The 26271-nt window shown below is 66.9% G+C and carries 26 protein-coding genes; 19 read left to right on the top strand and 7 right to left on the bottom strand.

The window, feature by feature from the left end:
* Positions 1–11 precede the first annotated feature (11 nt).
* A complete protein-coding gene (tkt, locus tag AB0876_RS12210) occupies positions 12–2102 on the bottom strand; it encodes a transketolase (RefSeq protein ID WP_491839356.1) in 2091 nt (696 codons plus the stop codon).
* Positions 2103–2334: 232 nt separating this feature from the next.
* Between tkt and AB0876_RS12205 the strand changes: the two genes are divergently transcribed.
* Positions 2335–3267, top strand: coding sequence for a heme o synthase (locus tag AB0876_RS12205; RefSeq protein WP_491839073.1), 933 nt, complete (start codon positions 2335–2337; stop codon positions 3265–3267).
* Between the two features lie 60 nt (positions 3268–3327).
* Positions 3328–4272: a DUF1214 domain-containing protein gene (locus AB0876_RS12200; protein ID WP_526042341.1), complete on the top strand. Its 945-nt coding sequence runs from the start codon at positions 3328–3330 to the stop codon at positions 4270–4272.
* Here AB0876_RS12200 and AB0876_RS12195 read toward each other — a convergent pair.
* A complete protein-coding gene (locus AB0876_RS12195) occupies positions 4269–5243 on the bottom strand; it encodes a quinone oxidoreductase family protein (protein ID WP_526042340.1) in 975 nt (324 codons plus the stop codon). The two genes, AB0876_RS12200 and AB0876_RS12195, sit on opposite strands and share 4 nt — an antisense overlap.
* Before the next feature lie 32 nt (positions 5244–5275).
* On the opposite strand from AB0876_RS12195, the gene AB0876_RS12190 reads away from it, so the two are divergent.
* Positions 5276–6214, top strand: coding sequence for an ATP-grasp domain-containing protein (locus AB0876_RS12190; protein ID WP_526042078.1), 939 nt, complete (start codon positions 5276–5278; stop codon positions 6212–6214).
* Positions 6215–6249: 35 nt separating this feature from the next.
* Positions 6250–7053: an SDR family oxidoreductase gene (locus tag AB0876_RS12185; RefSeq protein ID WP_526042077.1), complete on the top strand. Its 804-nt coding sequence runs from the start codon at positions 6250–6252 to the stop codon at positions 7051–7053.
* Between the two features lie 16 nt (positions 7054–7069).
* Here the strand turns inward: AB0876_RS12185 and AB0876_RS12180 are convergent, their stop codons facing one another.
* From AB0876_RS12180 to mptB, 4 genes are all read right to left on the bottom strand, one after another.
* Complete coding sequence (locus AB0876_RS12180; RefSeq protein ID WP_526042339.1) at positions 7070–7990, bottom strand: COX15/CtaA family protein; 921 nt, start codon at positions 7988–7990, stop codon at positions 7070–7072.
* 79 nt (positions 7991–8069) lie between these two features.
* Positions 8070–8852, bottom strand: coding sequence for an ABC transporter permease (locus tag AB0876_RS12175; protein ID WP_055113716.1), 783 nt, complete (start codon positions 8850–8852; stop codon positions 8070–8072).
* The gene (locus AB0876_RS12170; protein WP_491839078.1) at positions 8849–9781 is read right to left on the bottom strand and encodes an ABC transporter ATP-binding protein; all 933 of its coding nucleotides are present in this window, start codon (positions 9779–9781) and stop codon (positions 8849–8851) included. The genes AB0876_RS12175 and AB0876_RS12170 overlap by 4 nt, the downstream gene beginning before the upstream one ends.
* Positions 9778–11454, bottom strand: coding sequence for a polyprenol phosphomannose-dependent alpha 1,6 mannosyltransferase MptB (gene mptB, locus AB0876_RS12165; protein WP_491839079.1), 1677 nt, complete (start codon positions 11452–11454; stop codon positions 9778–9780). Before mptB ends, AB0876_RS12170 begins: the two co-directional genes overlap by 4 nt.
* 116 nt (positions 11455–11570) lie before the next feature.
* Between mptB and AB0876_RS12160 the strand changes: the two genes are divergently transcribed.
* The 10 genes from AB0876_RS12160 to AB0876_RS12115 all read left to right on the top strand — a co-directional run bounded on the left by AB0876_RS12160 (position 11571) and on the right by AB0876_RS12115 (position 20180).
* The gene (locus AB0876_RS12160) at positions 11571–12338 is read left to right on the top strand and encodes a helix-turn-helix transcriptional regulator (protein ID WP_491839080.1); all 768 of its coding nucleotides are present in this window, start codon (positions 11571–11573) and stop codon (positions 12336–12338) included.
* Entirely contained in the window at positions 12335–13765 is a 1431-nt protein-coding gene (gene sufB / locus AB0876_RS12155) for a Fe-S cluster assembly protein SufB (RefSeq protein WP_491839081.1), read from the top strand. Before AB0876_RS12160 ends, sufB begins: the two co-directional genes overlap by 4 nt.
* Entirely contained in the window at positions 13766–14944 is a 1179-nt protein-coding gene (gene sufD, locus AB0876_RS12150; protein ID WP_526042076.1) for a Fe-S cluster assembly protein SufD, read from the top strand. It begins immediately after the preceding gene.
* A 2-nt stretch (positions 14945–14946) separates the two neighbouring features.
* Complete coding sequence (sufC, locus tag AB0876_RS12145) at positions 14947–15720, top strand: Fe-S cluster assembly ATPase SufC (protein ID WP_055113727.1); 774 nt, start codon at positions 14947–14949, stop codon at positions 15718–15720.
* A 1-nt stretch (position 15721) separates the two neighbouring features.
* On the top strand, positions 15722–16975 hold the full coding sequence (locus tag AB0876_RS12140) for a cysteine desulfurase (protein ID WP_526042075.1): 1254 nt from the start codon (positions 15722–15724) through the stop codon (positions 16973–16975).
* Positions 16972–17460 carry a Fe-S cluster assembly sulfur transfer protein SufU gene (sufU, locus tag AB0876_RS12135; protein WP_491839084.1) on the top strand — a complete coding sequence of 163 codons (489 nt, stop codon included), beginning with the start codon at positions 16972–16974 and terminating at the stop codon, positions 17458–17460. The genes AB0876_RS12140 and sufU overlap by 4 nt, the downstream gene beginning before the upstream one ends.
* Entirely contained in the window at positions 17457–17798 is a 342-nt protein-coding gene (locus AB0876_RS12130) for a metal-sulfur cluster assembly factor (protein WP_526042074.1), read from the top strand. The genes sufU and AB0876_RS12130 overlap by 4 nt, the downstream gene beginning before the upstream one ends.
* 70 nt (positions 17799–17868) lie before the next feature.
* Positions 17869–18849, top strand: coding sequence for a hypothetical protein (locus AB0876_RS12125; RefSeq protein ID WP_526042073.1), 981 nt, complete (start codon positions 17869–17871; stop codon positions 18847–18849).
* Positions 18850–18855: 6 nt separating this feature from the next.
* Entirely contained in the window at positions 18856–19383 is a 528-nt protein-coding gene (locus AB0876_RS12120; protein ID WP_526042072.1) for a hypothetical protein, read from the top strand.
* Between the two features lie 104 nt (positions 19384–19487).
* Positions 19488–20180 carry a DUF8548 family protein gene (locus AB0876_RS12115; protein WP_491839088.1) on the top strand — a complete coding sequence of 231 codons (693 nt, stop codon included), beginning with the start codon at positions 19488–19490 and terminating at the stop codon, positions 20178–20180.
* Positions 20181–20243: 63 nt separating this feature from the next.
* Here the strand turns inward: AB0876_RS12115 and AB0876_RS12110 are convergent, their stop codons facing one another.
* Positions 20244–21800 carry an HNH endonuclease signature motif containing protein gene (locus tag AB0876_RS12110; protein WP_526042071.1) on the bottom strand — a complete coding sequence of 519 codons (1557 nt, stop codon included), beginning with the start codon at positions 21798–21800 and terminating at the stop codon, positions 20244–20246.
* A 112-nt stretch (positions 21801–21912) separates the two neighbouring features.
* Between AB0876_RS12110 and AB0876_RS12105 the strand changes: the two genes are divergently transcribed.
* The 5 genes from AB0876_RS12105 (at position 21913) to AB0876_RS12085 (ending at position 26257) form a co-directional block, all read left to right on the top strand.
* A complete protein-coding gene (locus tag AB0876_RS12105; protein ID WP_526042070.1) occupies positions 21913–23010 on the top strand; it encodes an oxidoreductase in 1098 nt (365 codons plus the stop codon).
* A gap of 44 nt (positions 23011–23054) precedes the next feature.
* Positions 23055–23429, top strand: coding sequence for a thioredoxin (gene trxA / locus AB0876_RS12100; protein ID WP_491839091.1), 375 nt, complete (start codon positions 23055–23057; stop codon positions 23427–23429).
* An 18-nt stretch (positions 23430–23447) separates the two neighbouring features.
* A complete protein-coding gene (locus tag AB0876_RS12095; protein ID WP_491839092.1) occupies positions 23448–24278 on the top strand; it encodes an enoyl-CoA hydratase in 831 nt (276 codons plus the stop codon).
* 25 nt (positions 24279–24303) lie between these two features.
* Positions 24304–25932, top strand: a complete 1629-nt coding sequence (locus AB0876_RS12090) for an ABC-F family ATP-binding cassette domain-containing protein (protein ID WP_491839093.1) — start codon at positions 24304–24306, stop codon at positions 25930–25932.
* A 130-nt stretch (positions 25933–26062) separates the two neighbouring features.
* The gene (locus tag AB0876_RS12085) at positions 26063–26257 is read left to right on the top strand and encodes a helix-turn-helix domain-containing protein (protein WP_491839359.1); all 195 of its coding nucleotides are present in this window, start codon (positions 26063–26065) and stop codon (positions 26255–26257) included.
* Positions 26258–26271 lie beyond the last annotated feature (14 nt).

The raw sequence follows: 26271 nt of genomic DNA, 5'->3' as shown, positions 1-26271 counted from the left end.
CCAGTCGTCTGCTAGTTGTCTAGGGATCGTTCCGCCGCGGCCGCCACGGCCTCGGCGGTGAAACCGAACTCACGGAACAGCGTCTTGTCGTCGGCAGAGGCACCGTAGTGCTCGATCGAGACGATCTCGCCGGTGTCTCCGACCAGCTTGTACCAACTCTGCGCCACTGCGGCCTCGACCGCCACCCGGGCCGACACCGCCGGCGGCAGCACCGAATCGCGGTACTCCTTGGGCTGGGATTCGAACCACTCGACACACGGCATCGACACCACGCTCGCGTTGATGTCCTTGTCCGCCAACAGCTTTTGTGCTGCTACGGCGAGCTGGAGCTCGGAGCCCGTGCCGATGATCACCACGTCGGGATTCTCCTCCGGGGTGCCGCCCAGCACGTAGCCGCCGCGGGCCACGCCCTCGGCGCTGGTGCCTTCGATCACGGGTACACCCTGGCGGGTCAGGATCAGACCCACCGGGCCGGTGCTGGCGGTGCGCTCCAGCACCGTCTTCCACGCGTAGGCGGTCTCGTTCGGGTCGCCCGGTCGGACCACCGACAGGTTCGGGATCGCCCGCAGTGCCGCGAGGTGTTCGATCGGCTGGTGCGTCGGGCCGTCTTCGCCGAGCCCGATCGAATCGTGCGTCCAGACGTAGATCGGATCGATGTTCATCAGAGAGGCCAAACGCACGGCAGGCCGCATGTAATCCGAGAACTGGAGGAACGTTCCGCCGTAGGGCCGGGTCGGACCGTGCAGCACGATGCCGGACAGGATCGCACCCATCGCGTGCTCGCGGATACCGAAGTGCAGGGTGCGGCCGTACCAGGTCGCATTCCAGTCCTCGGTCGAGATCGACGGCGGCCCGAACGAGTTGGCGCCCTTGATCGTGGTGTTGTTGCTGCCCGCGAGATCGGCCGAGCCACCCCACAACTCGGGCAGCGTCTGCCCGACGGCGGCCAGCACGGCACCGGAGGCGGCACGGGTGGCCACCGGCTTGGAATCCAGGTCCCAGTGCGGCAGGTCGGCATCCCAGCCCTCCGGAAGCTCCTTGGCCTGCAGCCGGTCGAGCAGCGCCTTGCGCTCGGGCTCCCGCTTGGCCCAGGCGTCGAAGGACACCTGCCATTCGTCGTGGACCTGCTTGCCGCGGGTCACCAGTTCACGGGTGTGGGCGATGACGTCGTCGCGCACCTCGAAGCTCTTGTCCGGGTCGAACCCGAGGACCTTCTTGGTGGCGGCGACCTCGTCGGCGCCCAGCGCCGAGCCGTGCACGCCACCGGTGTTCATCTTGGTGGGGGCGGGGTAGCCGATGATGGTGCGCAGCGCGATGAACGACGGCTTGTCGGTCACCTTGCGGGCGGCCTCGATCGCTTCTTCTATCCCAGCGACGTTCTCGCCGCCCTCGACTTCCTGGACGTGCCAGCCGTAGGCGCGGTACCGCGCGGGGACATCCTCGCTCAGCGCGATGTCGGTGTTGTGCTCGATGGAGATCTTGTTGTCGTCCCAGAACACGATGAGGTTGCCGAGCTGCTGGGTGCCCGCGAGCGACGACGCTTCGCTGGTGACGCCCTCTTCCATGTCGCCGTCAGAGGCCACCACATAGATGTAGTGGTCGAAGGGGCTCTCGCCCGGGGCGGTGTCCGGATCGAACAGGCCGCGCTCGTAGCGGGCGGCCATCGCCATACCGACGGCAGAGGCCAGGCCCTGGCCGAGCGGGCCGGTGGTGATCTCCACACCCTTGGTGTGGTGGTACTCGGGATGGCCGGGGGTCAGCGAGCCCCAGGTGCGCAGCGCTTCGATGTCGGCCAGCTCGAGGCCGAAACCGCCGAGGTACAGCTGGATGTACAGGGTGAGGCTGGAATGCCCGCAGGACAGCACGAAGCGGTCGCGGCCCAGCCAATGCGTGTCGGACGGATCGTGGCGTAGTTGCCGCTGGAACAGCGTGTAGGCCAGCGGTGCCAGGCTCATCGCGGTTCCTGGGTGGCCGTTGCCGACCTTCTGCACCGCGTCCGCCGCAAGCACCCGGGCGGTGTCGACGGCGACGCTGTCGACTTCGGTCCAATCATCGGGGTGGTTGGGCTGGGTGAGAGCGGTGATCTCTTCGGCCGTGGTCACTAAGCTCACTTCCTCGTCTTCTATCTGCTGGCACGTGCGCGCAGTTGCCATGCTGCTACGACAAACACCCTAGTGGGGCGGAGTCATCCGATGCAGACTGGTTCGTGCACCGATACCCGCTCGTTTACCCGGTTGTTGCCCCGAACAGACCCTGCGGTGCCGAGGTGTTCGGGCGGCGGTCTACCATCGTCTGTAGTAGAAGCCGCGTGACGCCACCTGAGGAGTTATTTGCGTGAGCATTCGCGAGCGCCGGCTCATCACTGGGGCGCCGAGCCGAATACGGTCCACCTTCCTGTCGTATTTGGCGTTGACCAAGCCGCGTGTGATCGAGTTGTTGCTGGTCACCACGATTCCGGCCATGTTGCTGGCCGAGCGGGGCACCGTTGACCCGCTGCTGATCCTCAACACCCTGATCGGCGGCATGCTTGCCGCGGCAGGTGCCAACACGCTCAACTGTGTGGCCGACGCCGACATCGACAAGGTGATGAAGCGCACCGCCCGCCGCCCGTTGGCCCAAGCCTCGGTGCCGACGCGGCATGCACTGATCTTCGGGTTGGTGCTCTCGGTGACGTCGTTCTGCTGGCTGACCTGGACGTCGAATCTGCTGTCCGGGGTGCTGGCCGTGGCCACCATCGCGTTCTACGTCTTCGTCTACACCCTGCTGCTCAAGCGCCGCACCTCCCAGAACGTCGTGTGGGGTGGGGCGGCCGGCTGCATGCCGGTGATGATCGGCTGGTCCGCGGTGACCGGCACCATCCAGTGGCCGGCAGTGGTGATGTTCCTGATCATCTTCTTCTGGACGCCGCCGCACACGTGGGCACTGGCAATGCGTTACAAGGACGACTACAAGGCGGCCGGCGTGCCGATGTTGCCCGCCGTGGCCACCGAGCGTCAGGTCACCCGCCAGATCCTGATCTACACCTGGCTGACGGTCCTCACCACGCTGGCGCTGGCGCTGGCCACCGGCTGGCTGTACGGCGCTGTGGCCCTGCTCGCGGGCGCCTGGTTCCTGGTGATGGCGCACCAGCTGTACTCCGGGGTGAAGCGCGGTGAGCCGGTGAAGCCGCTGCGGTTGTTCCTGCAGTCGAACAACTACCTGGCCGTCGTGTTCTGCGCATTGGCCATCGACTCTGCGCTGGCGCTTCCGACGCTCTTCGGTCACTAGGTCCACGAACCCGCTGTCCGCCCCTCCGGGGTGTGGCAGCGTTGTGGCATGACCGAATCGGTGAGTCCCGACAACTTCGCACGTGCCGAATCCGACCTGTACTTCGCCAATATCGTCAACGACGGCGGTTTCGGACAGTTCTTTCACAACCGTGAGATGAGCTCGATCGAGCATCAGATCGTCATCCGGCAGAACCGTGACACGCTGTACTCCGCAGCGGTGTTCGATCTCGATGCCGGGCCGGTCACCATCACGCTGCCCGAGTGTGCCGGCCGGTTCATGTCCCTGCAGATCATCAGCGAGGACCACTACACCACCAACGTCGTCTACGCGCCTGCCGAGCTGACGTTCAGTCGCGATTCCGTCGACAGCCGCTACGCGGCAGCGGCGGTACGCATCCTGGCCGATCCCGCCGACGCCGCCGACCTGGCCGCAGTGCACGCGCTGCAGGACGCGATCGTGGTCTCACAGGACGACGCGCCGGGGTTGTTCGAGATCCCGCCGTGGGATCCGGCCAGTCAGAAGACAGTTCGGGACGCACTCATCACCCTGTCCACCACCCTTGCCGACACCCGATCGATGTTCGGTCCGAGGTATGCGGTGGAGCCGGTGCGGCACCTGATCGGCTCGGCGTTCGCCTGGGGCGGCAACCCGGAACGCGATGCGCTGTATCTCACCGTGGTGCCACCGGCGAACGACGGCGCCACGGTGCACCGACTGACCGTGAAAGACGTCCCGGTGGACGGATTCTGGTCCATCACGGTCTACAACAAGGACGGCTACCTCACGCCGAACGCGCAGAACTCCTATTCGGTGAACAACGTCACCGCCGTCAAGGACACCGACGGCGCCACCACGGTGCAGTTCGGCGGCAGTGACGAAGGCGAGGCCGTGGCCAACCTGCTGCCCGTCACCGAGGGCTGGAACTACCTCGTGCGGCTGTACCGGCCGAGACCCGAGATCCTCGACGGCTCCTGGACGTTCCCCGCGGCGCAGCCGGTTTAGGGCACCAGCACGACGGAGCCGACGGTCTTGCGGCCCTGCAGATCGGTGTGGGCCCGGGCCGCCTCGGCCAGCGGGTACCGCCCGCCGACCGTGATGGTGATCGACCCGTCCGCGATGGCGTTGATCAGTTCACCTGCACGCCAGGAGAATTCGTCGGGCGTGCGGGTGTGGTGGGCCAGCGTCGGTCGGGTCAGGAACACCGAGCCTGCCGCGTTGAGCCGTTGCGGGTCCACCGGTGGCACCGGACCGCTGGCCGCGCCGAACAGTGCCAGCGTGCCACGTACCGCGAGGCTGTCCAGGCTGGCGTCGAACGTCGATGCACCGACCCCGTCATACACAGCGGCGACCCCTGCCCCTCCGGTGAGATCGCGGATCTTGTCCCCGAACTCGGTCGGGTCCTCGGGGTATTCGAGCACCTCGATCGCGCCGGCCTGCCGGGACAATTCGGCCTTCTCCGGAGTCGAGGCGGTCGTGATCACCCGGGTGCCGATGCTGGTGGCCCATTGGGTGAGGATCAGGCCGACGCCGCCTGCCCCGGCATGCACCAGCACGGTGTCGTTCGGCTGCACCGGATAGGTGGACTTGATCAGGTAGTGCGCGGTCATGCCCTTCAGCAGGGCCGAGGCGACTGCGTCGGGAGCCACGCCTTCGGGCACATAGGCGACGAAATCAGCTGGGGCAATACAGAAGTCGGCATAGGCGCCGGTCGCGTTGGCGGTGACGACGCGGTCACCGACAGCCAGCGCGGCCACGTCGTCGCCGACGGCGGCGACCGTGCCGCAGACTTCGGACCCGACGACGAACGGCAGGTCACGCGGATACAACCCGGACCGGAAGTAGGTGTCGATGAAGTTGACGCCGATGGCCTCGGCCTTGATCAGGACCTCGCCGGGTCCCGGGGCGGGCTCGGGCCGCTCGACGTAGCTCAGGACTTCGGGTCCGCCGGTCTCGGCAACTTCGATGGCATACACGCCATCCATCATCCACACCTATCATCGCGGGGGTGAAGCTCGCCCGTCCGGATGTGTTCCATCCCCGCATCGTGTTGGCCGGCTGCGCGGCACTGCCCGACGGGGACGGCGACGACGCCGGCCTGGTGACGGCGCTGCGCAACCGCGGTCTGCATGCCCGCTGGCTGCCGTGGGACGACCCGGCCACCCTCGACGCCGACCTGGTGATCCTGCGGGCCACCTGGGACTACGCCGAGCGTCTCGAGGAGTTCCTGTCATGGACGCGCTCGGTGCGTCATCTGGTCAACCCGCCGCAGGTCGTGGCGTGGAACACCGACAAGCGCTACCTCGACGATCTGCACAGTATGGGGATTCCGGTGGTCCCGACCGGACACTTCGCGGTCGGTGAACAGGTCGTCGTGCCTGCCGGTGAAGTGGTGGTGAAGCCCGCGGTCGGTGCGGGCTCGGCCGGGGCGCAACGCTTCGTCGACGCCTCCGAGGCCCTGGCCCATGCGGCGGCACTGCACGCCACGGGCCGCGCCGTGTTGGTGCAACCGTACGACCACCGGATCGCCGACGGCGAGACCGCACTGGTGTTCCTGGGCGGCAAGGAGTCCCATGCATTCACCAAGGGACCGATCCTGCCCCCGGCTGGACAGTCACCCGCGTTCGAGGAGACCGGCACCTACGCCGAGGAGTCGTTGTCGCCGGCTGATCCTGACGACGAGGTGTGGCGGGTCGGGCGCCTGGCGATCGACGCGTTGATCCGGTCGTTCTACCTTCAGCCCGAGGAGTTGGTGTACGCCCGTGTCGACGTAATCGGCGGCCCGGAAGATCCTCGCGTGCTGGAGCTGGAGCTGGTCGAGCCAGGGCTGGGTTTCCGGCAGCTCGATCAGGTCGCTCGGGAAGACGCCGAGCGGCGGTTCGCCGTCGGTGTGGAGGGCGCGCTCGAGCGGTTCGGCCTGGGCCCGTTGTCGCACCGCGGTTTCTGACCTCCACATGACCTGGCCGCCCTAGAGTCGGTCCGATGGACACCTTTGCAGGACGGGGCGCCGTGGTCACCGGTGGCGCCAGCGGCATCGGCCTGGCAGCGGCGCGGCAGTTCGCCGCGCGGGGCGCCCGGGTTGTGCTTGCCGACCACGACGCCGCGGCACTCGACCGAGCCGTCGCGCAATTGCGTTCCGAGGGGCACGACGCACACGGCGTGCCGTGCGATGTCCGCGACCTCGAACAGGTCACCCACCTCGCCGACGAGGCCTTCCGGCTGCTCGGCGCCGTGCACGTGGTGTTCAACAACGCCGGCGTGGCTGTCGACGGCCCGGTCGCACAGATGACCCACGACGACTGGCATTTTGTCCTTGACGTCGACCTGTGGGGGCCGATTCACGGTGTCGAGGCGTTTCTGCCCCGACTGATCGAGCAGGGCCAGGGTGGGCATCTCCTGTTCACCGCGTCCTTCGCCGGGCTGGTGCCCAACGTGGGGCTCGGCGCGTACTGCGTCGCCAAGTACGGTGTGGTCGCACTGGCGGAGGTGCTGGCCCGCGAGGTCCGCAACGACGGCATCGGTGTTTCGGTGCTGTGCCCGATGATGGTGGGCACCAACCTTCTTGCCACGTCGGCGCGAGCGCGCGGAGAGGTGGTCGAGGACCAACTCATCGCCGGTGACGACGTTCTCGACGTCGATGAGGTTGCCCGGCTCACCGCGGAGGCGGTCCTTGCCGATCGGCTGTATGTGCTGACGCACGAGGCGTCACGAACGTCGATCCGCCGCAGATTCGATCGGATCGACGCGACGTTCGACGCACAGAGCGCCGCCGGGTGGAACCACTGACGCGGACGGGACCCGACTAGTTGCCGGCCGGGACGCGCTCACGCATCGAGGCCCACAGCGCCGCGGTCGCCGCGGTACAGGTGGCCGCACCGGCGACGTGGACGGCGACCAGGACGGCGGGAACGCCGGTGTAGAACTGCACGATCCCGACGAGCCCCTGCGCGCACACCAGCACCACCAGGACGGCGAGCCGGATCATGACCGGTCGAGAGGCGCGCACCGCGGTGAGGCCGAATCCCAGCGCGACGACCAGGGCCAGGTAGGCGACCAGCAGCGACGAATGCATGTGCACCAACGTGGTGATCTCGACCTCAAGTCGCGGGACCACGCGATCGAGGCTCTTGTCGCCGGCATGCGGACCGGCGCCCGTCACCAGAGTGCCTGTCACCAGGACCGCGGCCAGGACGACTGCACTCAGGACCGTCAACTGCCGCAACGGTTTCGGCACGGTCGCGGTGGGCGCGCCATCGTCGGGTTGGCCGATCTTGACGAACAACAGCACCGCGAGCCACACCATCGCCATGGACGCGAGCAGGTGGATGGCCACGGTCCACCACAGCAGACCGGTCCGCACCGTGATGCCGCCGATGATGGCCTGGACCACGGTGGAGGCCGGCATCAGCCAGGCGTAGATGAGCACCTCGCGGCGGCGACGGGCCCGGGTCACGGCCAGGACGGCCGCAATGGCGGTCAGCACCACCAGGAAGGTGATCATCCGGTTGCCGAACTCGACCACCTGGTGAACGACCGCGACCTCGGCGTGTGGGACGGGGGTGAAGCTGCCCGGGAAGCACTGGGGCCAGGTGGGGCAGCCGAGGCCGGACGCGGTGACGCGCACGATCGCCCCGGTGACCGAGATGCCGCCCTGGGTGAGAATCACCAGGAACGCGATCAGGCGCTGGACCCGCAGACTTGGCAGGGGCAGCAGGTCGACCAGTCGCTGGAAAGCTGTTCCGCCGGGCACGGCCTGATCGTAGTTGATCAGGAACTACAACCCGTAGTAGGGCTGGTGTGGATCAGGTGAACCGGAACCAGCGCAGCGCGCAGATCGCGGCGACGGCGCCCCACACCACCAGCACGGCCACGCCGAACCAGTCCATCGACAGCGTCATCGCCTGGGTCAGGGACTCGGTGAGGGCTCCCGACGGTGTCAGCCGGGCCGCCCAGCGCAGAGCCGACGGCACCGGGCCACCTTCGAGGGTCAGCGCGCCCAGACCGGCGAACACGAACCACAGCAGGTTCGCCAGCGCCAGCACGATCTCGGCCTTGAGGGTGCCGCCGAGCAGCAACCCCAGCGCGGCGAAGGTGGCTGTGCCCAGCGCGATGATCACCGCACCGAGAGCCAACCCCAGCGGTGAAGGCCGCCAACCCAGCGCGAAACCGATGGCGCCCAACAAGATTGCCTGCAAGAACACGACAGTGACGACCGCCAGTGACTTGCCGGCGATGATGCCCCACACCGGAAGCGCGGTCGCGCCCAACCGTTTCAGGGCGCCGTAGCGACGGTCGAAGGCCACCGCGATCGCCTGCCCGGTGAACGCCGTGGAGATCAGGGCCAGCGCCATGATCGCCGGGGTGAAGGTCCCGGCCCGGTCGTCGCCGAACGAGCCCAACGGCAGCAGCGTCATCCCGACCAGCAGCGTGATCGGGATGAACATGGTCAACAGCAGCTGTTCGCCGTTGCGCAGCAGCAGCTTCAGTTCCAACTGGTACTGCGCGGCGAGCATCGCCGGCACCTTGGCCGGACGGGGATCGGGGGAGAAGGTGCCCGGGGCGAACCGGTTCGGAGCGCTCGTCATGACCGCAGCTCCCGTCCTGTGAGGTCGAGGAATACATCTTCGAGACTGCGCTGCTCCACCCGCATGCCGGTGGCCAGCACATTGAGCCGGGCACACCACGCCGTCACGGTGGCCAGTACCTGCGGGTCGATGTGACCCTCGACCAGGTACTCGCCGGGCGCCGTCTCGGTGGCCTTGTATTTCTCCGGCAGGGCCGCGGCGAGCAGGGACAGGTCGAGCTTGCGCGGTGCACTGAAACGCAGCTGGTTCTCGGCGCCGCTGTGGGTCAGCTCGGCGGGCGTGCCGGTGGCTACCGCCACGCCGTGATCGATGATCACGATCCGGTCCGCGAGTTCTTCGGCCTCGGCGAGGTGATGGGTGGTCAGCACGACTGTCACGCCGTCCCGGCGCAGCGCATCGATCAACTCCCACACCACAATTCGGGCGTGGGCATCCATCCCTGCGGTCGGCTCGTCGAGGAACACCAGCTCGGGGCGACCCACCACGGCGCAGGCCAGCGCCAGGCGCTGCTGCTGGCCGCCCGACAGTCGCCGGTAGGTGGTGCGGGCGGATTCGGTCAGGCCGAGGGTGTCCATCAACCAGGCCGGATCGAGAGGATCGGCAGCGTAGGAAGCGACCAGATCGAGCATCTCGCCCGCTTTCGCCGCGGGGTATCCGCCGCCGCCCTGCAACATCACGCCGATCCGCTCACGCAGTTGGGCATTGTCGGCGACGGGATCCAACCCGAGGATCTCGACTCGGCCGTCGTCCGGGCGGATGAATCCCTCGCACATCTCGACGGTGGTGGTCTTGCCTGCGCCGTTGGGGCCGAGCAGAGCCAGCACCTCGGCGCGCTGCACATCGAGGTCCAAATCGGACACCGCCGTCGTGGCGCCGTAGCGCTTGCTGACGCCGCGGAGCAGCACCGGTTGATCAGAACGCGAGGTCACGGGGATTCAGCGTAGGCGTCGGGGGATTGCGAAGGTGTCGGCGGTGCGTCCGTGTCGGTCTGGCGTGACGCGCGCCACGGCAGTCGGCGCCAGGTAATGCCGATCAGGATCAGCACGATCAACGTGCTGGCCAGCGTGGCCATCACGATCTGGAACAACGTGAACCGGTCGCCGTTGGCCGTCGGACCGAAGATCCCGACGACCAGGGTGATGGCGATCGTGGACCCGCGGAACCCGGGCCGCGTGGCCCATGCGGCCAGCGGGATCACCGCCCACAGCAGGTACCACGGCTGCACCACCGGAAACAGCAGGATGGTTCCGCCCAGGGCGACGCCCAATCCGCCCACGGGGTGCAGGCGGCCGCGCATCACCGCCAACAACAGCCAGCTGACCAGGATCGCGATCAGGAAGACGCCGATGGCGCGGGTCAGGGCGAGCACAGCGGTGGTGTGGTCGCCGAGCCCCAGCAAGATGCCGACCTGACCGGTTCCCAATGCCAGCAGGGTCGGAGGCGACATCCAGCTGCGCACCACGTTGGCCGTGCCGAGGGTGGACAGCCAGCCGAAGCCGAGCCCGCTGGCCCAGCCGATCAGGCCCATCACGGCCAGTGAGATCACGCCGAGGGGGACGCTGGCCACGAAGAACGCCTTGATCGTGCCGCCCAGACGCCAGGCCAGGGCCATCGCGACAAACCCGAGTGCGAGCAACGACGGCAGCTTGACCTGCGAGGACAGCGTGATGAGGACGGTGCCGAACAGCAGCATCCCCGCGGGATACCAGTGGTCCCAGTCCTCGCGTGAGTGTGGCCAGGTCAGCGGCCGGGGGATCAGCGGTGCTGCAGCGTCGATGCCTCGCAGCGCGAACTCGGTTCCGGCCAGCATCAGGCCGAGCATCAGCGCCTCGTTGTGGATCCCGGCCACCAGATGCATGAACAGCAGCGGATTACATGCGCCGAGCCACAGTGCGCTGACCTCGGCGACGCCGCAGCGCCGGGCCAGCCGAGGCGTTGCCCACACGATGAGCCCGACACCGAGCAGCACCACGGCGCGGTGGCACAGCACGGCGGCGACGATGTTTTCGCCGGTCAGCGCAGAGATGCTCTCGCCGATCCACAGGAACAGCGGTCCGTACGGAGCCGGGGTCTCGCGCCACAGACTGGGTACTGACAACGTGAACACGTGATCGAGGCCGAGGCCGGTCGCGGGACCGACCTGATACGGATTGAGGCCGATGTACCCGATCTCACTCTGGGCCAGGTACGAGTAGACGTCCTTGCTGTACATCGGGGGCGCGATCAGCAGCGGGATGGCCCACAGCAACAGTGTGCGGTCGAGCTGGCTGCGTGACATCCGGCGCGGGCCGAGAGCGAAGCGTCCGAGCATCAGCCAGGCCAGCGCCATCATCACGGCGCCGGTGGTGGTCATGGTCAGAGACACGGTCTGGATGCGGGACGGCAGGTTGAGCAGTCGCACGCCGAACGTCGGATCCTGCACGACGGGACGGGCGCCGGCGCCGAGGGCACCGATCGCCATCAGTACGGTGCCGGTGGCACCGAAAAGCCGGGTACGACGCTGCGCGACGACCTCGGCGGGGTTGAGTGGGGATCCGACGGTGCGTTCGTCGCCGTGCCACCGGGCGATCGATGTGCTGAAGGTCGACAGGCGGCTTGCCATCAGGGCAGCGTAACCGTCGGCCGCGGCGGTCTTCGCCGGGCAACGGTGGCCCAGGTCACGTAAGGGTGCCCTTGGTGGAACCCGGAGCGGAATTCCGTCACAATGGTGTTGTGAAAATGGGTCGGACGACTGTGGGCTCCGTTTCGGCTGGTGCGCCGAAGCCGGTCAACGACGTCGTGCCCGCATCGGACGGGCATACCCGCCGCGCGATCATTCACCTGTTGCTCGAAGGTCCGATCACCGCGGGGCAGATCGGTGACCGGCTCGGCATCTCGGCTGCCGGTGTACGCCGTCACCTCGATGCCCTGATCGAAGCCGGCGATGCACAGGCCAGTGCCGCGGCCGCGTGGCAGCACAACGGCCGGGGCCGCCCGGCCAAGCGCTACCGCTTGACGGCTGCGGGGCGCGCCAAGCTCGGCCACACCTACGACGATCTCGCCGTCGCCGCGATTCGGCAATTGCGCGAGATCGGCGGCAAGGACGCCGTGCGGACTTTCGCGCGGCGGCGGATGGACACCATCCTGGCCGGCGTGACCGAGGGGTCCGAGGGCGTCGCCGACACCGCCCAGCGTGTCGCCGACGCGTTGACGCGGGCCGGGTATGCCACCACCACGAACCCGGTGGACGGCCCAATTCGCGGAGTGCAGATCTGCCAGCACCACTGTCCGGTATCGCACGTCGCCGAGGAGTTTCCGGTGTTGTGCGAGGCGGAGAGTGAGGCGTTCGCCGAGATTCTGGGCACCCACGTGCAGCGCCTGGCGACCATCGTCAACGGTGACTGCGCCTGCACCACCCACGTTCCACTCGATGCGGACGGCCCAGCCCGGACGACCGCAGCGACAAGCCAAACGACACCGAGCAACAAGCAAGGAGCGGCGACATGACCATCACGCCCGAAACGCCATTGACCCAGGAAGAGACCATCGCGTCGCTGGGCAACTACGGCTACGGCTGGTCGGACTCGGACGTCGCGGGCGCCAGTGCGCAGCGCGGCCTGTCCGAAGCCGTCGTGCGTGACATCTCGGCCAAGAAGAACGAGCCGGAGTGGATGCTGGAGTCCCGGCTCAAGGCACTGCGCACCTTCGACAAGAAGCCCATGCCGAACTGGGGTTCCAACCTCGAGGGCATCGACTTCGACAACATCAAGTACTTCGTGCGCTCAAGTGAGAAGCAGGCGGCGTCCTGGGAAGAGCTGCCCGAGGACATCCGCAATACCTATGACCGCCTCGGCATCCCGGAGGCCGAGAAGCAGCGTCTGGTAGCAGGTGTGGCGGCTCAGTACGAGTCCGAGGTCGTGTATCACTCGATCCGCGAGGACCTTGAGGCGCTCGGCGTCATCTTCCTCGACACCGACTCGGGCCTGCGTGAGCACCCGGAGATCTTCCAGAAGTACTTCGGCACGGTGATCCCGGCCGGTGACAACAAGTTCTCGGCACTCAACACCGCGGTGTGGTCGGGTGGTTCGTTCATCTATGTCCCGCCGGGTGTGCACGTCGACATCCCGCTGCAGGCCTACTTCCGGATCAACACCGAGAACATGGGTCAGTTCGAGCGGACGCTGATCATCGCCGACGAGGGCTCCTACGTGCACTACGTCGAGGGTTGTACCGCACCGATCTACAAGTCGGATTCGCTGCACTCGGCCGTCGTCGAGATCATCGTCAAGCCGGGCGCCCGCGTCCGCTACACGACCATCCAGAACTGGTCCAACAACGTCTTCAACCTGGTCACCAAGCGTGCCCGGGCCGAGGCCGGCGCCACGATGGAGTGGATCGACGGGAACATCGGTTCCAAGGTCACCATGAAGTACCCGGCCGTCTGGATGACCGGTGAGCACGCCAAGGGCGAGGTGCTCTCGGTGGCGTTCGCCGGCGAGGGGCAGCACCAGGACACCGGTGCCAAGATGCTGCACCTGGCCCCGCACACGTCGTCCAACATCGTGTCCAAGTCGGTGGCCCGCGGCGGTGGCCGCGCGTCCTACCGCGGGCTCGTTCAGGTCAACAAGGGTGCGCACGGCAGCAAGTCGAGCGTGAAATGCGATGCGCTGCTGGTCGATACGATCAGCCGCTCGGACACCTACCCGTACGTGGACATCCGTGAGGACGACGTCACGATGGGTCACGAGGCCACGGTGTCCAAGGTCAGCGAGGATCAGCTCTTCTATCTGATGAGCCGCGGCCTGACCGAGGACGAGGCGATGGCGATGGTGGTGCGCGGCTTCGTCGAGCCCATCGCCAAGGAACTGCCCATGGAATACGCGCTCGAGCTCAACCGGCTGATCGAGCTGCAAATGGAAGGCGCGGTCGGTTAAGTGACACAGAATCTGACTGAAGCGGTCGAAGGGGTCGCCACCAACAAGGGCGAGCTGTTCGCATCGTTCGACGTCAACGCCTTCGAGGTGCCCGGCGGTCGCGACGAGTTGTGGCGGTTCACCCCGCTCAAGCGACTTCGCGGCCTGCACGACGGCTCGGCCGTCGCCAACGGCAAGGCCGGCATCACCGTGACCGAGCGCCCGGGCGTGACCGTGGAGACCGTCGGCCGTGACGACAAGCGGCTCGGCGAGGGCGGTGTGCCCACCGATCGTGTTGCCGCGCAGGCCTACTCGTCGTTCGAGACGGCCACCGTGGTGACCGTCAAGCGGGACACCGAAGTCGCCGAACCCATCGAGATCGTGGTGGACGGACCCGGTGTGGACACCGTGGGCTACGGCCACCTCCAGATCCGGGTCGAGGAACTGTCCCGGGCCATCGTGGTCGTCGACCTCCGCGGCAGCGGAACCTACGCCGACAACGTCGAGATCATCGTCGGCGATGCGGCCGGTCTCGGTGTCATCTGGATCGCCGACTGGGCCGACGACATGGTGCATGTCAGCGCGCACCACGCCAAGCTCGGTAAGGACGCGGTACTCGGACACGTCAACGTCACCCTCGGTGGCGATGTCGTGCGCACCTCGGCCACCGTGCGATTCACCGGGCCCGGCGGTGACGCCAAACTGCTCGGCACCTACTTCGCCGACGACGGTCAGTTCTTCGAGTCGCGACTGCTGGTTGATCATGCTCAGCCGCACTGTAAGTCCGACGTCCTCTACAAGGGCGCGTTGCAGGGCGATCCGGATTCCAAGAAGCCCGATGCGCACACGGTGTGGATCGGCGACGTGCTGATCCGGGCCGAGGCCACCGGCACCGACACGTTCGAGGTGAACCGCAATCTGGTGCTCACCGATGGTGCCCGCGCCGACTCGGTGCCCAACCTCGAAATCGAGACCGGCGAGATCGTCGGCGCCGGGCACGCCAGCGCCACCGGGCGTTTCGACGACGAGCAGTTGTTCTACCTGCGCGCCCGCGGAATCCCCGAAGAGCAGGCCCGACGCTTGGTCGTGCGCGGCTTCTTCAACGAGATCATCGCCAAGATCGCTGTTCCGGAGGTGCGTGAGCGCCTGACCGCAGCCATCGAAAAAGAACTTGCCATCACTGAATCGAGAGCCAACTAGTCATGACCACTCTGGAAATCAAGGACCTGCACGTCTCAGTCAACGCCGCCGAAGGCGCTGAGAACACCGAGATTCCGATCCTCAAGGGTGTCGACCTCACCGTGAAGTCGGGGGAGACCCACGCGGTGATGGGCCCCAACGGCTCGGGCAAGTCGACCCTGTCTTACGCGATCGCCGGTCACCCGAAGTACACCGTGACCTCCGGGTCGATCACGCTCGACGGGCAGGACGTCCTCGAGATGAGCATCGACGAGCGGGCGCGCGCGGGCCTCTTCCTGGCCATGCAGTACCCCGTCGAGGTGCCCGGCGTTTCGATGTCGAACTTCCTGCGCACCGCGGCCACCGCGGTTCGCGGCGAGGCGCCGAAGCTGCGGCACTGGGTCAAGGAAGTCAAGGCTGCGATGGACGATCTGGAGATCGACCCGGCCTTCGGTGAGCGCAGCGTCAACGAGGGATTCTCCGGTGGCGAGAAGAAGCGCCACGAGATCCTGCAGCTCGGTCTGCTCAAGCCCAAGATCGCGATCCTCGACGAGACCGACTCGGGCCTGGATGTCGACGCGCTGCGCATCGTGAGCGAGGGTGTCAACCGCTACGCCGAGGCCGAGCACGGCGGCATCCTGCTGATCACCCACTACACCCGGATCCTGCGGTACATCCGTCCGCAGTTCGTGCACGTGTTCGTCGGTGGCCGCATCGTGGAATCGGGCGGCCCGGAACTCGCCGACGAGCTCGAAGAGAACGGATACGTGCGCTTCACGCAGGCGGTCGGAGCCTGACATGACAGCCGCACGGACTATCGACCCCACCGTGCTGGCTGAGGTCAGGGCGGACTTCCCGATTCTGAGCCGGGTCATGCGCGGTGGAAAGCAGTTGGCGTACCTGGATTCCGGGGCGACGTCGCAGAAGCCGCTGCAGGTGCTCGACGCCGAACGGCGGTTCTTGACGACGTCCAACGGTGCCGTGCACCGCGGTGCGCACCAGCTGATGGAAGAGGCCACCGACGCCTACGAGCAGGGCCGCGCGGACATCGCGGCGTTCGTCGGTGCCGAGCCGGATGAGCTGGTGTTCACCAAGAACGCCACCGAGTCGCTCAACCTCGTCGCATACGTGCTGGGGGACAAGCGGTTCGAGCATGCCGTCGGCCCCGGTGATGTCATCGTCACCACCGAGTTGGAGCACCACGCGAACCTGATTCCCTGGCAGGAGCTGGCCCAGCGCACCGGCGCGACGCTGCGTTGGTATGGCGTGACCGATGACGGCCGCATCGACCTGGATTCGCTGGAGCTCGACGAGCGGGTGAAAGTGGTGGCCTTCAGCCATCATTCGAATGTCACCGGCGCCGTTGCCCCGGTGGCCGAACTGGTGTCGCGGGCCAAGGCGGTGGGTGCGCTCACTGTGCTGGACGCCTGCCAGTCGGTGCCGCATCAGCCGGTTGATTTTCACGCGCTCGACGTCGATTTCGCGGCATTCTCCGGTCACAAGATGCTCGGCCCGACCGGTATCGGTGTGCTCTACGGACGGCTCGCGCTGCTGAACTCGATGCCGCCGTTCATCACCGGTGGCTCGATGATCGAGACCGTCACGATGGAGCGGACCACCTACGCGCCGGCGCCGCAGCGGTTCGAGGCAGGCACGCCGATGACCTCACAGGTGGTCGGATTGGCTGCAGCCGCACGGTATTTGAGTGCGATCGGGATGGACGCGGTCGAGGCTCACGAGGCCGAACTGGTCGCAGCCGCACTGGAAGGTCTTGCCTCGGTTCCGCAGGTGCGGATCATCGGGCCGACGACGATGGAATATCGGGGGTCCCCCGTGAGTTTCGTGGTCGACGGGATCCACGCCCACGATGTCGGGCAGGTGCTCGACGACGAGGGTGTTGCAGTCCGCGTCGGGCACCACTGCGCCTGGCCGCTGCACCGTCGCTTCGGGATTGCCGCCACCGCCCGCGGGTCCTTCGCGGTGTACAACACGCTCGACGAGGTCGACCGCCTGGTGGCCGGCATCAAACGCGCCGTGGAGTTCTTCTCGTGAAGATGGAACAGATGTACCAGGAAGTGATCCTGGACCACTACAAACATCCGCACAATCGCGGACTCCGGGAACCCTTCGCCGCCGAGGTCCATCACGTCAACCCGACCTGCGGGGACGAGGTGACGCTGCGGGTAGCGCTGTCCGACGACGCGGAGACGGTCGCGGACATCTCCTATGACGGGCAGGGCTGTTCGATCAGCCAGGCCGCCACTTCGGTGCTCACCGATCAGGTGATCGGCCAGAGCGTCGGCGACGCCCTCAAGACGGTCGAGGCGTTCACCGAGATGATTTCCTCACGCGGGAACGTTGAGGGGGACGAAGATGTACTCGGTGACGGCATCGCGTTCGCCGGTGTCGCCAAGTATCCGGCCCGGGTGAAGTGTGCGCTGCTCGGTTGGTTAGCTTTCAAGGCCGCACTGGCGGAGGCCAGGCCCGAAGATGGAGCGCTGGCACAGGCCAGCGACGACGTGGAGGACAAGCGATGAGTGATCCCGCTTCTGACGAACTGCTCGCCGATGTCGAGGAGGCCATGCGCGACGTGGTGGATCCCGAGCTGGGCATCAACGTCGTCGACCTGGGCCTGGTCTACGGACTCAACGTCGAGCAGGGCGATGAAGGCGCAGTCGCGCTGATCGACATGACGCTCACCTCGGCGGCCTGCCCGCTGACCGACGTGATCGAGGATCAGTCGCGCACCGCGCTCGTGGGCGCGGGCCTCGTCAACGAGATCAAGATCAATTGGGTCTGGAACCCGCCGTGGGGCCCGGACAAGATCACCGACGACGGCCGCGAGCAGCTGCGCGCGCTCGGATTCACCGTCTAGCCGCCAAGGCCGTCAGGCTGTCGGTCCTCGGTGCTACCAATGTCGCCAGCAGGCGAACACGGAGGCACACATGGGACACAGCCCTGAGGTAAAGGTCGTCGGTGACCGGTTGATGCTGGGACCGGCGACGGTGACGTTCGAGCGCACCCTCCGGATTCCGGAGACCGGATTACACCCGCTCCCACCCAGTCTCGGTTCGTTTCCCCTGCGTCGGGTTCAGGACTATCCCGATCGGGTTCCCGCCGAGTGGCTGGCGCACGGCGGGATCATGTTGCCGGTCTATCAGCGTGAGGCGATGTGGCTGTCGTTCGGCTCAGGCGAACCCGCCGCCCTGCAGATCGGCATCGGGAAGGTGTGCGCGGTCAGCGGTGAGGGCTGGACTGACCGGCTGGCCCATGACCCGCAGAACTACGTCGCTCTACCCGAGCAGCCGTGGCTCGACGGCATCAACGCCGGTGACGGTTACATCCGACAGTTCGTGGCCGTGCCGCTCGGTTCCAGGGCGACGGTCGAAGGGCAGGTCACCGGCGAGGAAGTCCATGGCGGTGTCCAGCTGCGCGGGGTCGGTCTGACCCCGAGGGCTCTCGACGAGTGGCGGGCGCGTCCCCTGATCGAAGAAGCCATGGTGGATTTCGATGACTGCGGGCCGCTCCCGTCGCCCTGCGCGGCACCGTCGATGGGTCTGGGGGCCGGCGGCAGGATGCGGCAGGAGGTGTATGCCGACGACCGTCCGCTGTCCGACTATGACGAGGACCGTTCGTGGCGGGTGTTCGTGCATCTCTGCAGCGCGGCTCAGTGGACCGCGATCACCGGTGAGGTGCCGCCGCCCACCCCGGTGGACCGCGACGCCTATGTCGAGGCCGGCCTGCCATGGTTCGACTATTACGACGCGGACGCCCGGGACCTGGCCGCCACCGAGGTGTTGAAGAACGTGAAGAGTGTCGGGGAGTGGTTCGGGGAAGTTGAGATGCCTTTTGCCCCTGTTGATCCCGCGAAAGTCGTCACCGTGAAGGACGCACCGGGTGATGCTGTGGCCGATGGAGATTGGTAACGGGCGGTGCTGACCGTCCCGGCGTTCGTCTGGCGCCGCGGCTTCTGGGGTCGGGCGCTGACGATCGGCGGCAGCGTGGGTTTCGTACTGGGCGTGCTCTCCTGGCTGGACTCCGGATTCTGGATCTCCGGCGTGCTGGTCCTAGTCATCGTGGGCACCTTCTACGGCGTCTGGATGGCGCGCCGGATGGCCCGGTACTGGCCGATGTCAGAGCACCTGAGCGGCGCTGATCAGGCCCGCGTCGTGGCCGCGGCCCGCCGTGGTGAGCACATCGACGACCCACGACTGGCCGAAGCCGCCCGCGACTACGGCCGCGGCGTGCATGAAGCCGCCGAGGCGGCCAGGCCGTTTCGCTGGCTCTTGCCGTTGGTGCTCATCGTCGCCGCGGCAAGCGCGTTGTGGGACGCCGTATTCGGGTCGGTCGGCAACGCCGTGGTGTCGGTCGTCTACCTGGCGGCTCTGGCGGTGAAACTGTTCTGGTGGCCGAAGAAGCACGCGCAACTGCTGGCACGTATCGATCAGGCCTGTGGATAACTTCGCCACTGCATGGATTCTCGACCACTTTCTGTCGGCCGACGTCGTTAGCTTCCAGCGCATCGGGAGCCGATGGGGTTTTCGAATAGCCGGAAGGAATTGCCATGCACTCGGACGTCGAAAAATTGCACGAAGCATGCGTACGCGATCTCGGTGATCCACAGCGCTGGTTCAGCCCGCTCGGATATCCAGAATCACTGGCGCTGTGCGTGATTGATTCGATCTACTCGACCGGGGCGCAGCGTGCCTCTGTGGAGAAGATCATCGCCCGATACCGCGGCTATCGGGCAGCGCAGGGTGCGGACGCCGACACTGACGGCGCTGTCGAACTCCTGCAGAACATCGCCGAGTTGGGCGGGCCGGACTCATGGGCGACGCAGATCGGAAACCGTCGGCCCACCTCGACCATGGCGAACGCGCCGTTGAAGTCGGTCGCTGTCGAACAGGTTGCGGAAGCGCTTGTCGCGCTGGACGTCCGCACCTCCGCAGACCTGCGTGTCCTGGTTGAGGAGGACGCCCGCCGGGAGCAGGTCACGAAGGCGTGGTGCGCGGTGCCCGGGCAGCGATCGGGCGTCACGTGGGAGTACACGCTGAAGCTCACACAGATCCCTGGGGCGAGGGCCGGCAGCGTGGTGGCGGCATACGTGGCCTGCCAAATCGGCAACGTCAGTGCCGAACACGCAGCTGAGATGGTGCGTGAGGTGGCCGCATCTGCGGGTTGGGATGCGTTCGCGCTCGATCACGCGATATGGCGGTTCGAATCCGGACGACCATATCAACGCGATCTCGCGTCGTGAGGTTGTTGCCGCTCGGGGGCTGCGGACTTCCACGCCGAACCGAGCGGCACAACACCGTTCAGATCAGAAGGGTGGTGGTGGTCCGTATTCTTCGGCGAGCCAGGCTTGGTAGTCGCGTTCGGTGGCGAGGTCGTTGTTGAGTTCGGCGCGTAGGCGTCGTTCCTCGGCGATGCGGTCTTGGCGGTCTTGTTCGCGGGTGCGGCTGCGTTTGGGCATCTTCGCCGCCCGGCCGGGGTGCGGTGCTTGCGGTTGGGGTTCGGGGAGGTTGAGGTCCCCGGTCGGTCGGCCCAGCGCGGGGAACAGGCCGGCGCCGTGGGGTTCGGTGATGTGGGTGTGTCCGGTGGGTGTGGTGAATTCGATGGTGCCGTCGGGGAGTTGACGGTCGGTCCAGCCGGGGCAGAACGTTTTCACCAAATGGTGTGCGCGGCAAAATAGTTTGGTGTTCGAGGGATGTGTCGGCCCGGTAGGCCAGGGTGCGGTGTGGTCGACGTCGCAGCGTTCGACGGGGGCATCACAGCCGGGGAAGCGGCACGTCAGGTCGCGCCAGTGAATGAACTCTGACAGTGCGACCGAGGGGCGGTACTGCGGCTCGCCGGCAGCAGCGGGTTCAGGGCTCTCCGGCTCGGCCGGATCGCTGGGCTCGCCAGGCTCAGCCGCTTCGGAAGGCTCACCGGGACCCTTCGCCTCAGCCTGCTCGGCGGGCTCGGTGGGCTCGGCCGGGTGCCCGGTGGGTATGCGTACGGGTTTGGCCTTGCCGGTGGCGGCCAGGTCGCGGACCGATTCGGCGGGCAGGATGCCGTGGCCGGCTAGATAGCCCGGATCATCGGAGGTGCCGTCCACGGTGGATTGGTTGGCCAGCACGTGCACGATCGCCGCATCCGCGGCGGCGCGTTTCTGTTTGGCGGGGCAGTCGTCGAGTCCGCACAGGCACGGCAGTTGGGATTCGAGTCGGGCCACCGGTCCCACCGCATCAGCGCGGCGCTGTTCGCGGGTGCGGGGGTCGTGTTTGCAGACGGTGTCGGCGACCGCGTCAAGGCGTCGACTGAAGGCGACCCCGTCGGCGGCGTGGAGGTTGGCCCATACCGAGGCCATGCCCGGGGTGCTCGGTTCGACCTGAACAAACCGGCCCTCATCGATTGGGGGTGGGACTCGGACTCCGTTGGGGTCGAGTTTGGCGATCCATTGATCGACTCGGTCGCGTAGCTGTCGTTCGGAGAACCGCATCCATTTATGCGCCCGGCCGGCGAGTTCCTCGTCCAGCCCCGTCCAGACGGCGGGGTCGACGATGCCGGTGCGGGCGATGATCATCCGCACCACGCGATAGTCGATGTCCCCAACGGCGAACCGTGCGGCGACCAGGGGTAGTTTGTCGCGCAGCACCCGGGCGTGATGAATCTGCGTGCCGGCCCGGCCCCGACTGATCCGCAACGCCGCCGACACTTCAGCGGACACTTCTTCGAACGGGTCAGTGGTCCAAAAGATCGACTCGGCCAACTCCTGTTCCCGCAGGCTGTCCAACGCCCCGATTGCGGCCAGCCGCCCCGCTATGGCTGCCGATTCGGCACGGGCCGACGCGGACATCGCGTCGATCAGTGCTGCATCGGAATCAACATCGAACATGTGTTCGATTATACGCCGATCCGGGGACACGCTGGTGTTATCTCTTTGGACACTCCCAAATTCGCGCTGAGTAAATCGGAATCGACCCGCCCCATGGGGCGTTGACGCCCACGTGAGCCAAACTCCCCGCGACCTGTTCAGTCCGTTGACCGTCGGATCGCTGACGATCCCGAATCGGTTCGCGATGGCGCCGATGACCAGAGCGGCGTCACCGGGTGGTGTCCCCGGCACGGATGTGGCGGCCTACTACGCCCGTCGCGCAGCGGGCGGCGTCGGCCTGATCATCACCGAGGGGGTGCGGTTGGCGGATCCGGCCGCGGGCTGGCCGTTCAGCATCCCGACGCTGTCCGGTACCGAGGTGCTCGACGGCTGGCAGGCCGTCACCGATGCGGTACATGCTGAAGGCGCCGTGATCGCCGCGCAACTGTGGCATCAGGGTGCCGAACGTGCCGACGGTGACGGGGTGGTCCCCGTCAGCCCCTCGGGCGTCAACAGCGTGGGCGTTGCCAAGGGCCGGGCACTGCGGACCGATGAATTGGGCGGTGTCGCAGCGCAGTTCGCGGAGGCGGCCCGTAATGCCAAGGCGGTCGGATTCGACGCTGTCGAGTTGCACTCCGCCCACGGCTATCTACTCGACGAATTTCTCTGGGAGAAGACGAATCACCGCACCGATTCCTATGGCGGCTCGGCGGCAGCGCGGACGCGCTTCCCGGTCGAGGTCGTCGCGGCGGTGCGCGACGCGGTCGGCAGCGGATTCCCGATCATCTACCGCTTCTCGCAGTGGAAGGCCAACGCCTACGACGCGCAACTCGTCGAGACCCCGGCTGAGTTGGAGCAGGTACTCGCGCCGTTGGTGGCCGCGGGTGTCGACGTACTACATCCGTCGACCCGGCGCGTCTACGTACCCGCGTTCCCTGGCTCGGATCTGAGCCTGGCCGGCTGGACCAAGAAGGTCACCGGCGTGCCGGTGATCGGGGTGGGCTCCGTCGGGTTGGCAACCGAGTTCCAGCCAGGAAAGCGAGACGGTGACCCCATCGAGCCGGCCCCGGTCGATCGGCTGTTGGCGCAGTTCGCGGCCGAAGAGTTCGACATCGTGGCGATCGGCCGCGCCCTGCTGGCAGATCCGGGTTGGGTGAACCGGCTGCGTGACGACACGCTCGGCGGGTTCACCGGCTACCACGCCGAAACCGCGCTGGCCAGTCTGTACTGAAATAGGCTGGGAACAGGCCGCTACGCCCCGACGTTAGGACAAGTGTGAGTACGCAGGACATCACCACAGAACAGTTCGACAACATCGTCAAGGACAACGAGATCGTGTTGGTCGATTTTTGGGCGTCGTGGTGCGGACCGTGCCGGGCCTTCGCGCCGACGTACAAGGCGGCTTCCGAGAACCACCCCGACGTGGTCTTCGCCAAGGTCGATACCGAGGCCGAGCAGGCGCTCGCCGCGGCAGCCGAGATCCGCTCGATCCCCACCCTGATGGCCTTCAAGAAGGGCAAGTTGGTCTTCAACCAGGCCGGGGCGCTGCCGCCGGCTGCACTGGAGGACCTCGTCCAGAAGATCAAGGAGTTCGACATCGATGCGGCCATGAAAGAGCAGGCCGCTCAGGGCGACGCCGAACAGGAGTGAGCACCGGCACGCGATAGCGTGCTGTCCGTGACTGCGCAGAACGAATTCGTCCTGGTCGACCGCCCCCGCTCGGACGTCGCCCTGGTGACCCTCAACCGGCCCGAGCGGATGAACTCGATGGCGTTCGACGTCATGGTCCCGCTCAAGGGCGTCCTGGAAGACCTGCGCTATGACAACAGCGTGCGGGTCGTCGTGCTGACCGGCGCCGGTCGGGGGTTCTCGTCCGGGGCCGATCACAAGTCGGCCGGATCGGTGCCGCACGTGGCCGGGTTGACCAGGCCGACGTACGCACTGCGGTCGATGGAGATCCTCGACGATGTGATCCTCGCCCTACGGCGGCTGCATCAGCCGGTGATCGCAGCGGTCAACGGTGCGGCTATCGGCGGCGGGCTCTGCCTCGCTTTGGCCTGTGACATCCGCGTCGCCGCCGAGGGCGCCTACTTCCGTGCCGCGGGGATCAACAACGGGCTGACCGCCAGTGAGCTGGGCTTGTCCTACCTGCTGCCACGTGCGATCGGCTCGTCACGCGCCTTCGAGATCATGTTGACCGGCCGCGACGTCGACGCCCAGGAGGCGGCACGCATCGGTCTGGTGTCCAGCGTGGTGGCCGAGGAGGCCCTGCTGGAGGCGTGCTACGACATGGCGGACCGGATGGCGGCGTTCTCCCGGCCGGGTATCGAGTTGACCAAGCGCACACTTTGGAGTGGACTGGACGCCGCTAGCCTGGAGGGGCACATGCAGGCCGAGGGCCTGGGACAACTCTTCGTGCGTCTGCTCACCGCAAACTTTGAGGAAGCGGTTGCTGCGCGCGCGGAGAAGCGCGACCCGAACTTTACCGACGAGAAGTAAGACACATACCTAGGAGGACCGCAGCGTGATCACCGCAACGGACCTGGAGGTCCGCGCCGGCGCGCGCACGCTGCTGTCCTTCGAGGGCTCGGCGCTGCGGGTGCAGCCTGGTGACCGGATCGGACTGGTCGGGCGCAACGGCGCAGGCAAGACCACCACGATGAGGATTCTGGCGGGTGAGGGCGAACCGTACGCCGGATCCGTCACGAGTACCGGTGAAATCGGTTACCTGCCACAGGATCCCAAAGAGGGCGACCTCGACGTCCTGGCCCGTGACCGCGTGTTGTCGGCCCGCGGTCTCGACACGCTGCTGGCGGACCTGGAAAAGCAGCAGGTCTTGATGGCCGAGGTCGCCGACGACGCGGCTCGCGACAAGGCGGTCCGCAAGTACGGTCAGCTCGAGGAACGGTTCTCGGCACTGGGCGGTTACGCCGCCGAGAGCGAGGCTGGGCGCATCTGCGCGAGTCTGGGCCTGCCGGACCGGGTGCTGACGCAGCCGCTGCGCACGCTCTCCGGCGGTCAGCGCCGCCGCGTCGAGCTGGCGCGCATCCTGTTCGCGGCGAGCGACACCGGTTCAGGGTCGGCCACGACGCTGCTGCTCGACGAGCCGACCAACCACCTCGACGCAGATTCGATCGGCTGGTTGCGGGACTTCCTGCACAACCACACCGGTGGCCTCGTCGTCATCAGTCACGATGTCGACCTGCTCGACGAGGTCGTCAACCGGGTGTGGTTCCTGGACGCGGTGCGCGGTGAGGCCGACGTCTACAACATGGGCTGGAAGAAGTACCTCGACGCGCGCGCGACCGATGAGCAGCGCCGCCGCCGCGAACGCGCCAATGCCGAGAAGAAGGCCGGTGCGTTGCGGGCCCAGGCCGCCAAGATGGGTGCCAAGGCCACCAAAGCCGTTGCCGCCCAGAACATGTTGCGCCGAGCCGACCGCATGATCGCCGAGCTCGATGCCGAGCGGGTGGCCGACAAGGTGGCCCGGATCAAATTCCCCACGCCGGCGCCGTGCGGCAAGACCCCGCTGGTGGCCAAGGGGCTCACCAAGACATACGGGTCGCTGGAGATCTTCACCGGTGTCGACCTGGCCATCGACCGCGGATCCCGGGTGGTGGTGCTCGGCCTCAACGGTGCCGGAAAGACCACCCTGCTGCGACTGCTCGCGGGCGCCGAGACTGCCGACGCCGGAGCCCTGGAACCCGGTCACGGGTGCAAGATCGGGTACTTCGCGCAGGAGCACGACACGCTCGACAACGAGGCGACGGTCTGGGAGAACATCCGCCACGCCGCGCCGGACACCGGTGAGCAGGATCTCCGAGGTCTGTTGGGCGCCTTCATGTTCACCGGACCGCAGCTCGACCAGCCGGCAGGCACCCTGTCCGGCGGTGAGAAGACGCGGTTGGCTCTGGCCGGCCTGGTTGCCTCTACGGCCAATGTGCTGTTGCTGGACGAGCCCACCAACAACCTCGATCCCGCGTCACGCGAGCAGGTTCTCGATGCGCTGCGCAGCTACCAGGGCGCGGTGGTGTTGGTGACGCACGATCCGGGCGCGGCCGAGGCCCTCGATCCCCAACGTGTGGTCCTGTTGCCGGATGGCACGGAGGACTTCTGGTCCACCGAATACCGGGATCTCATCGAGCTCGCCTGACCGCGAAACCTCAAGGACCGCCGCATCTTCGGGTACGTCAATTTAAGACGTTGGACAAATCGGCCCATCGGTGTGTGTGGAGTTTCTAGTGTGGGTACCCGTCGGGACATCACAAGCGGGAGAGATGTCGATGAGGGATATGAACAAGAATCGCGGCGAACTGCTGACCGAGCTTCGTAAGGCGTATGAGGGGGGTGCCAGTATCCGTACGCTCGTGGCTACTACGGGACGTTCCTACGGCTCGATCCACAGCCTGCTGCGCGAGTCGGGAACGACGATGCGCAGCCGCGGCGGGCCCAATCACCGCACTCGGGCCAGGGCCTGACCGAGCACAACGGC

It is taken from the genome of Mycobacterium sp. NPDC049093 (genome assembly GCF_040704635.1).
Lineage (GTDB): Bacteria > Actinomycetota > Actinomycetes > Mycobacteriales > Mycobacteriaceae > Mycobacterium.
The sequence above is the reverse complement of the archived record's forward strand: the minus strand, read 5'-3'. Positions and strand labels throughout refer to the sequence as shown.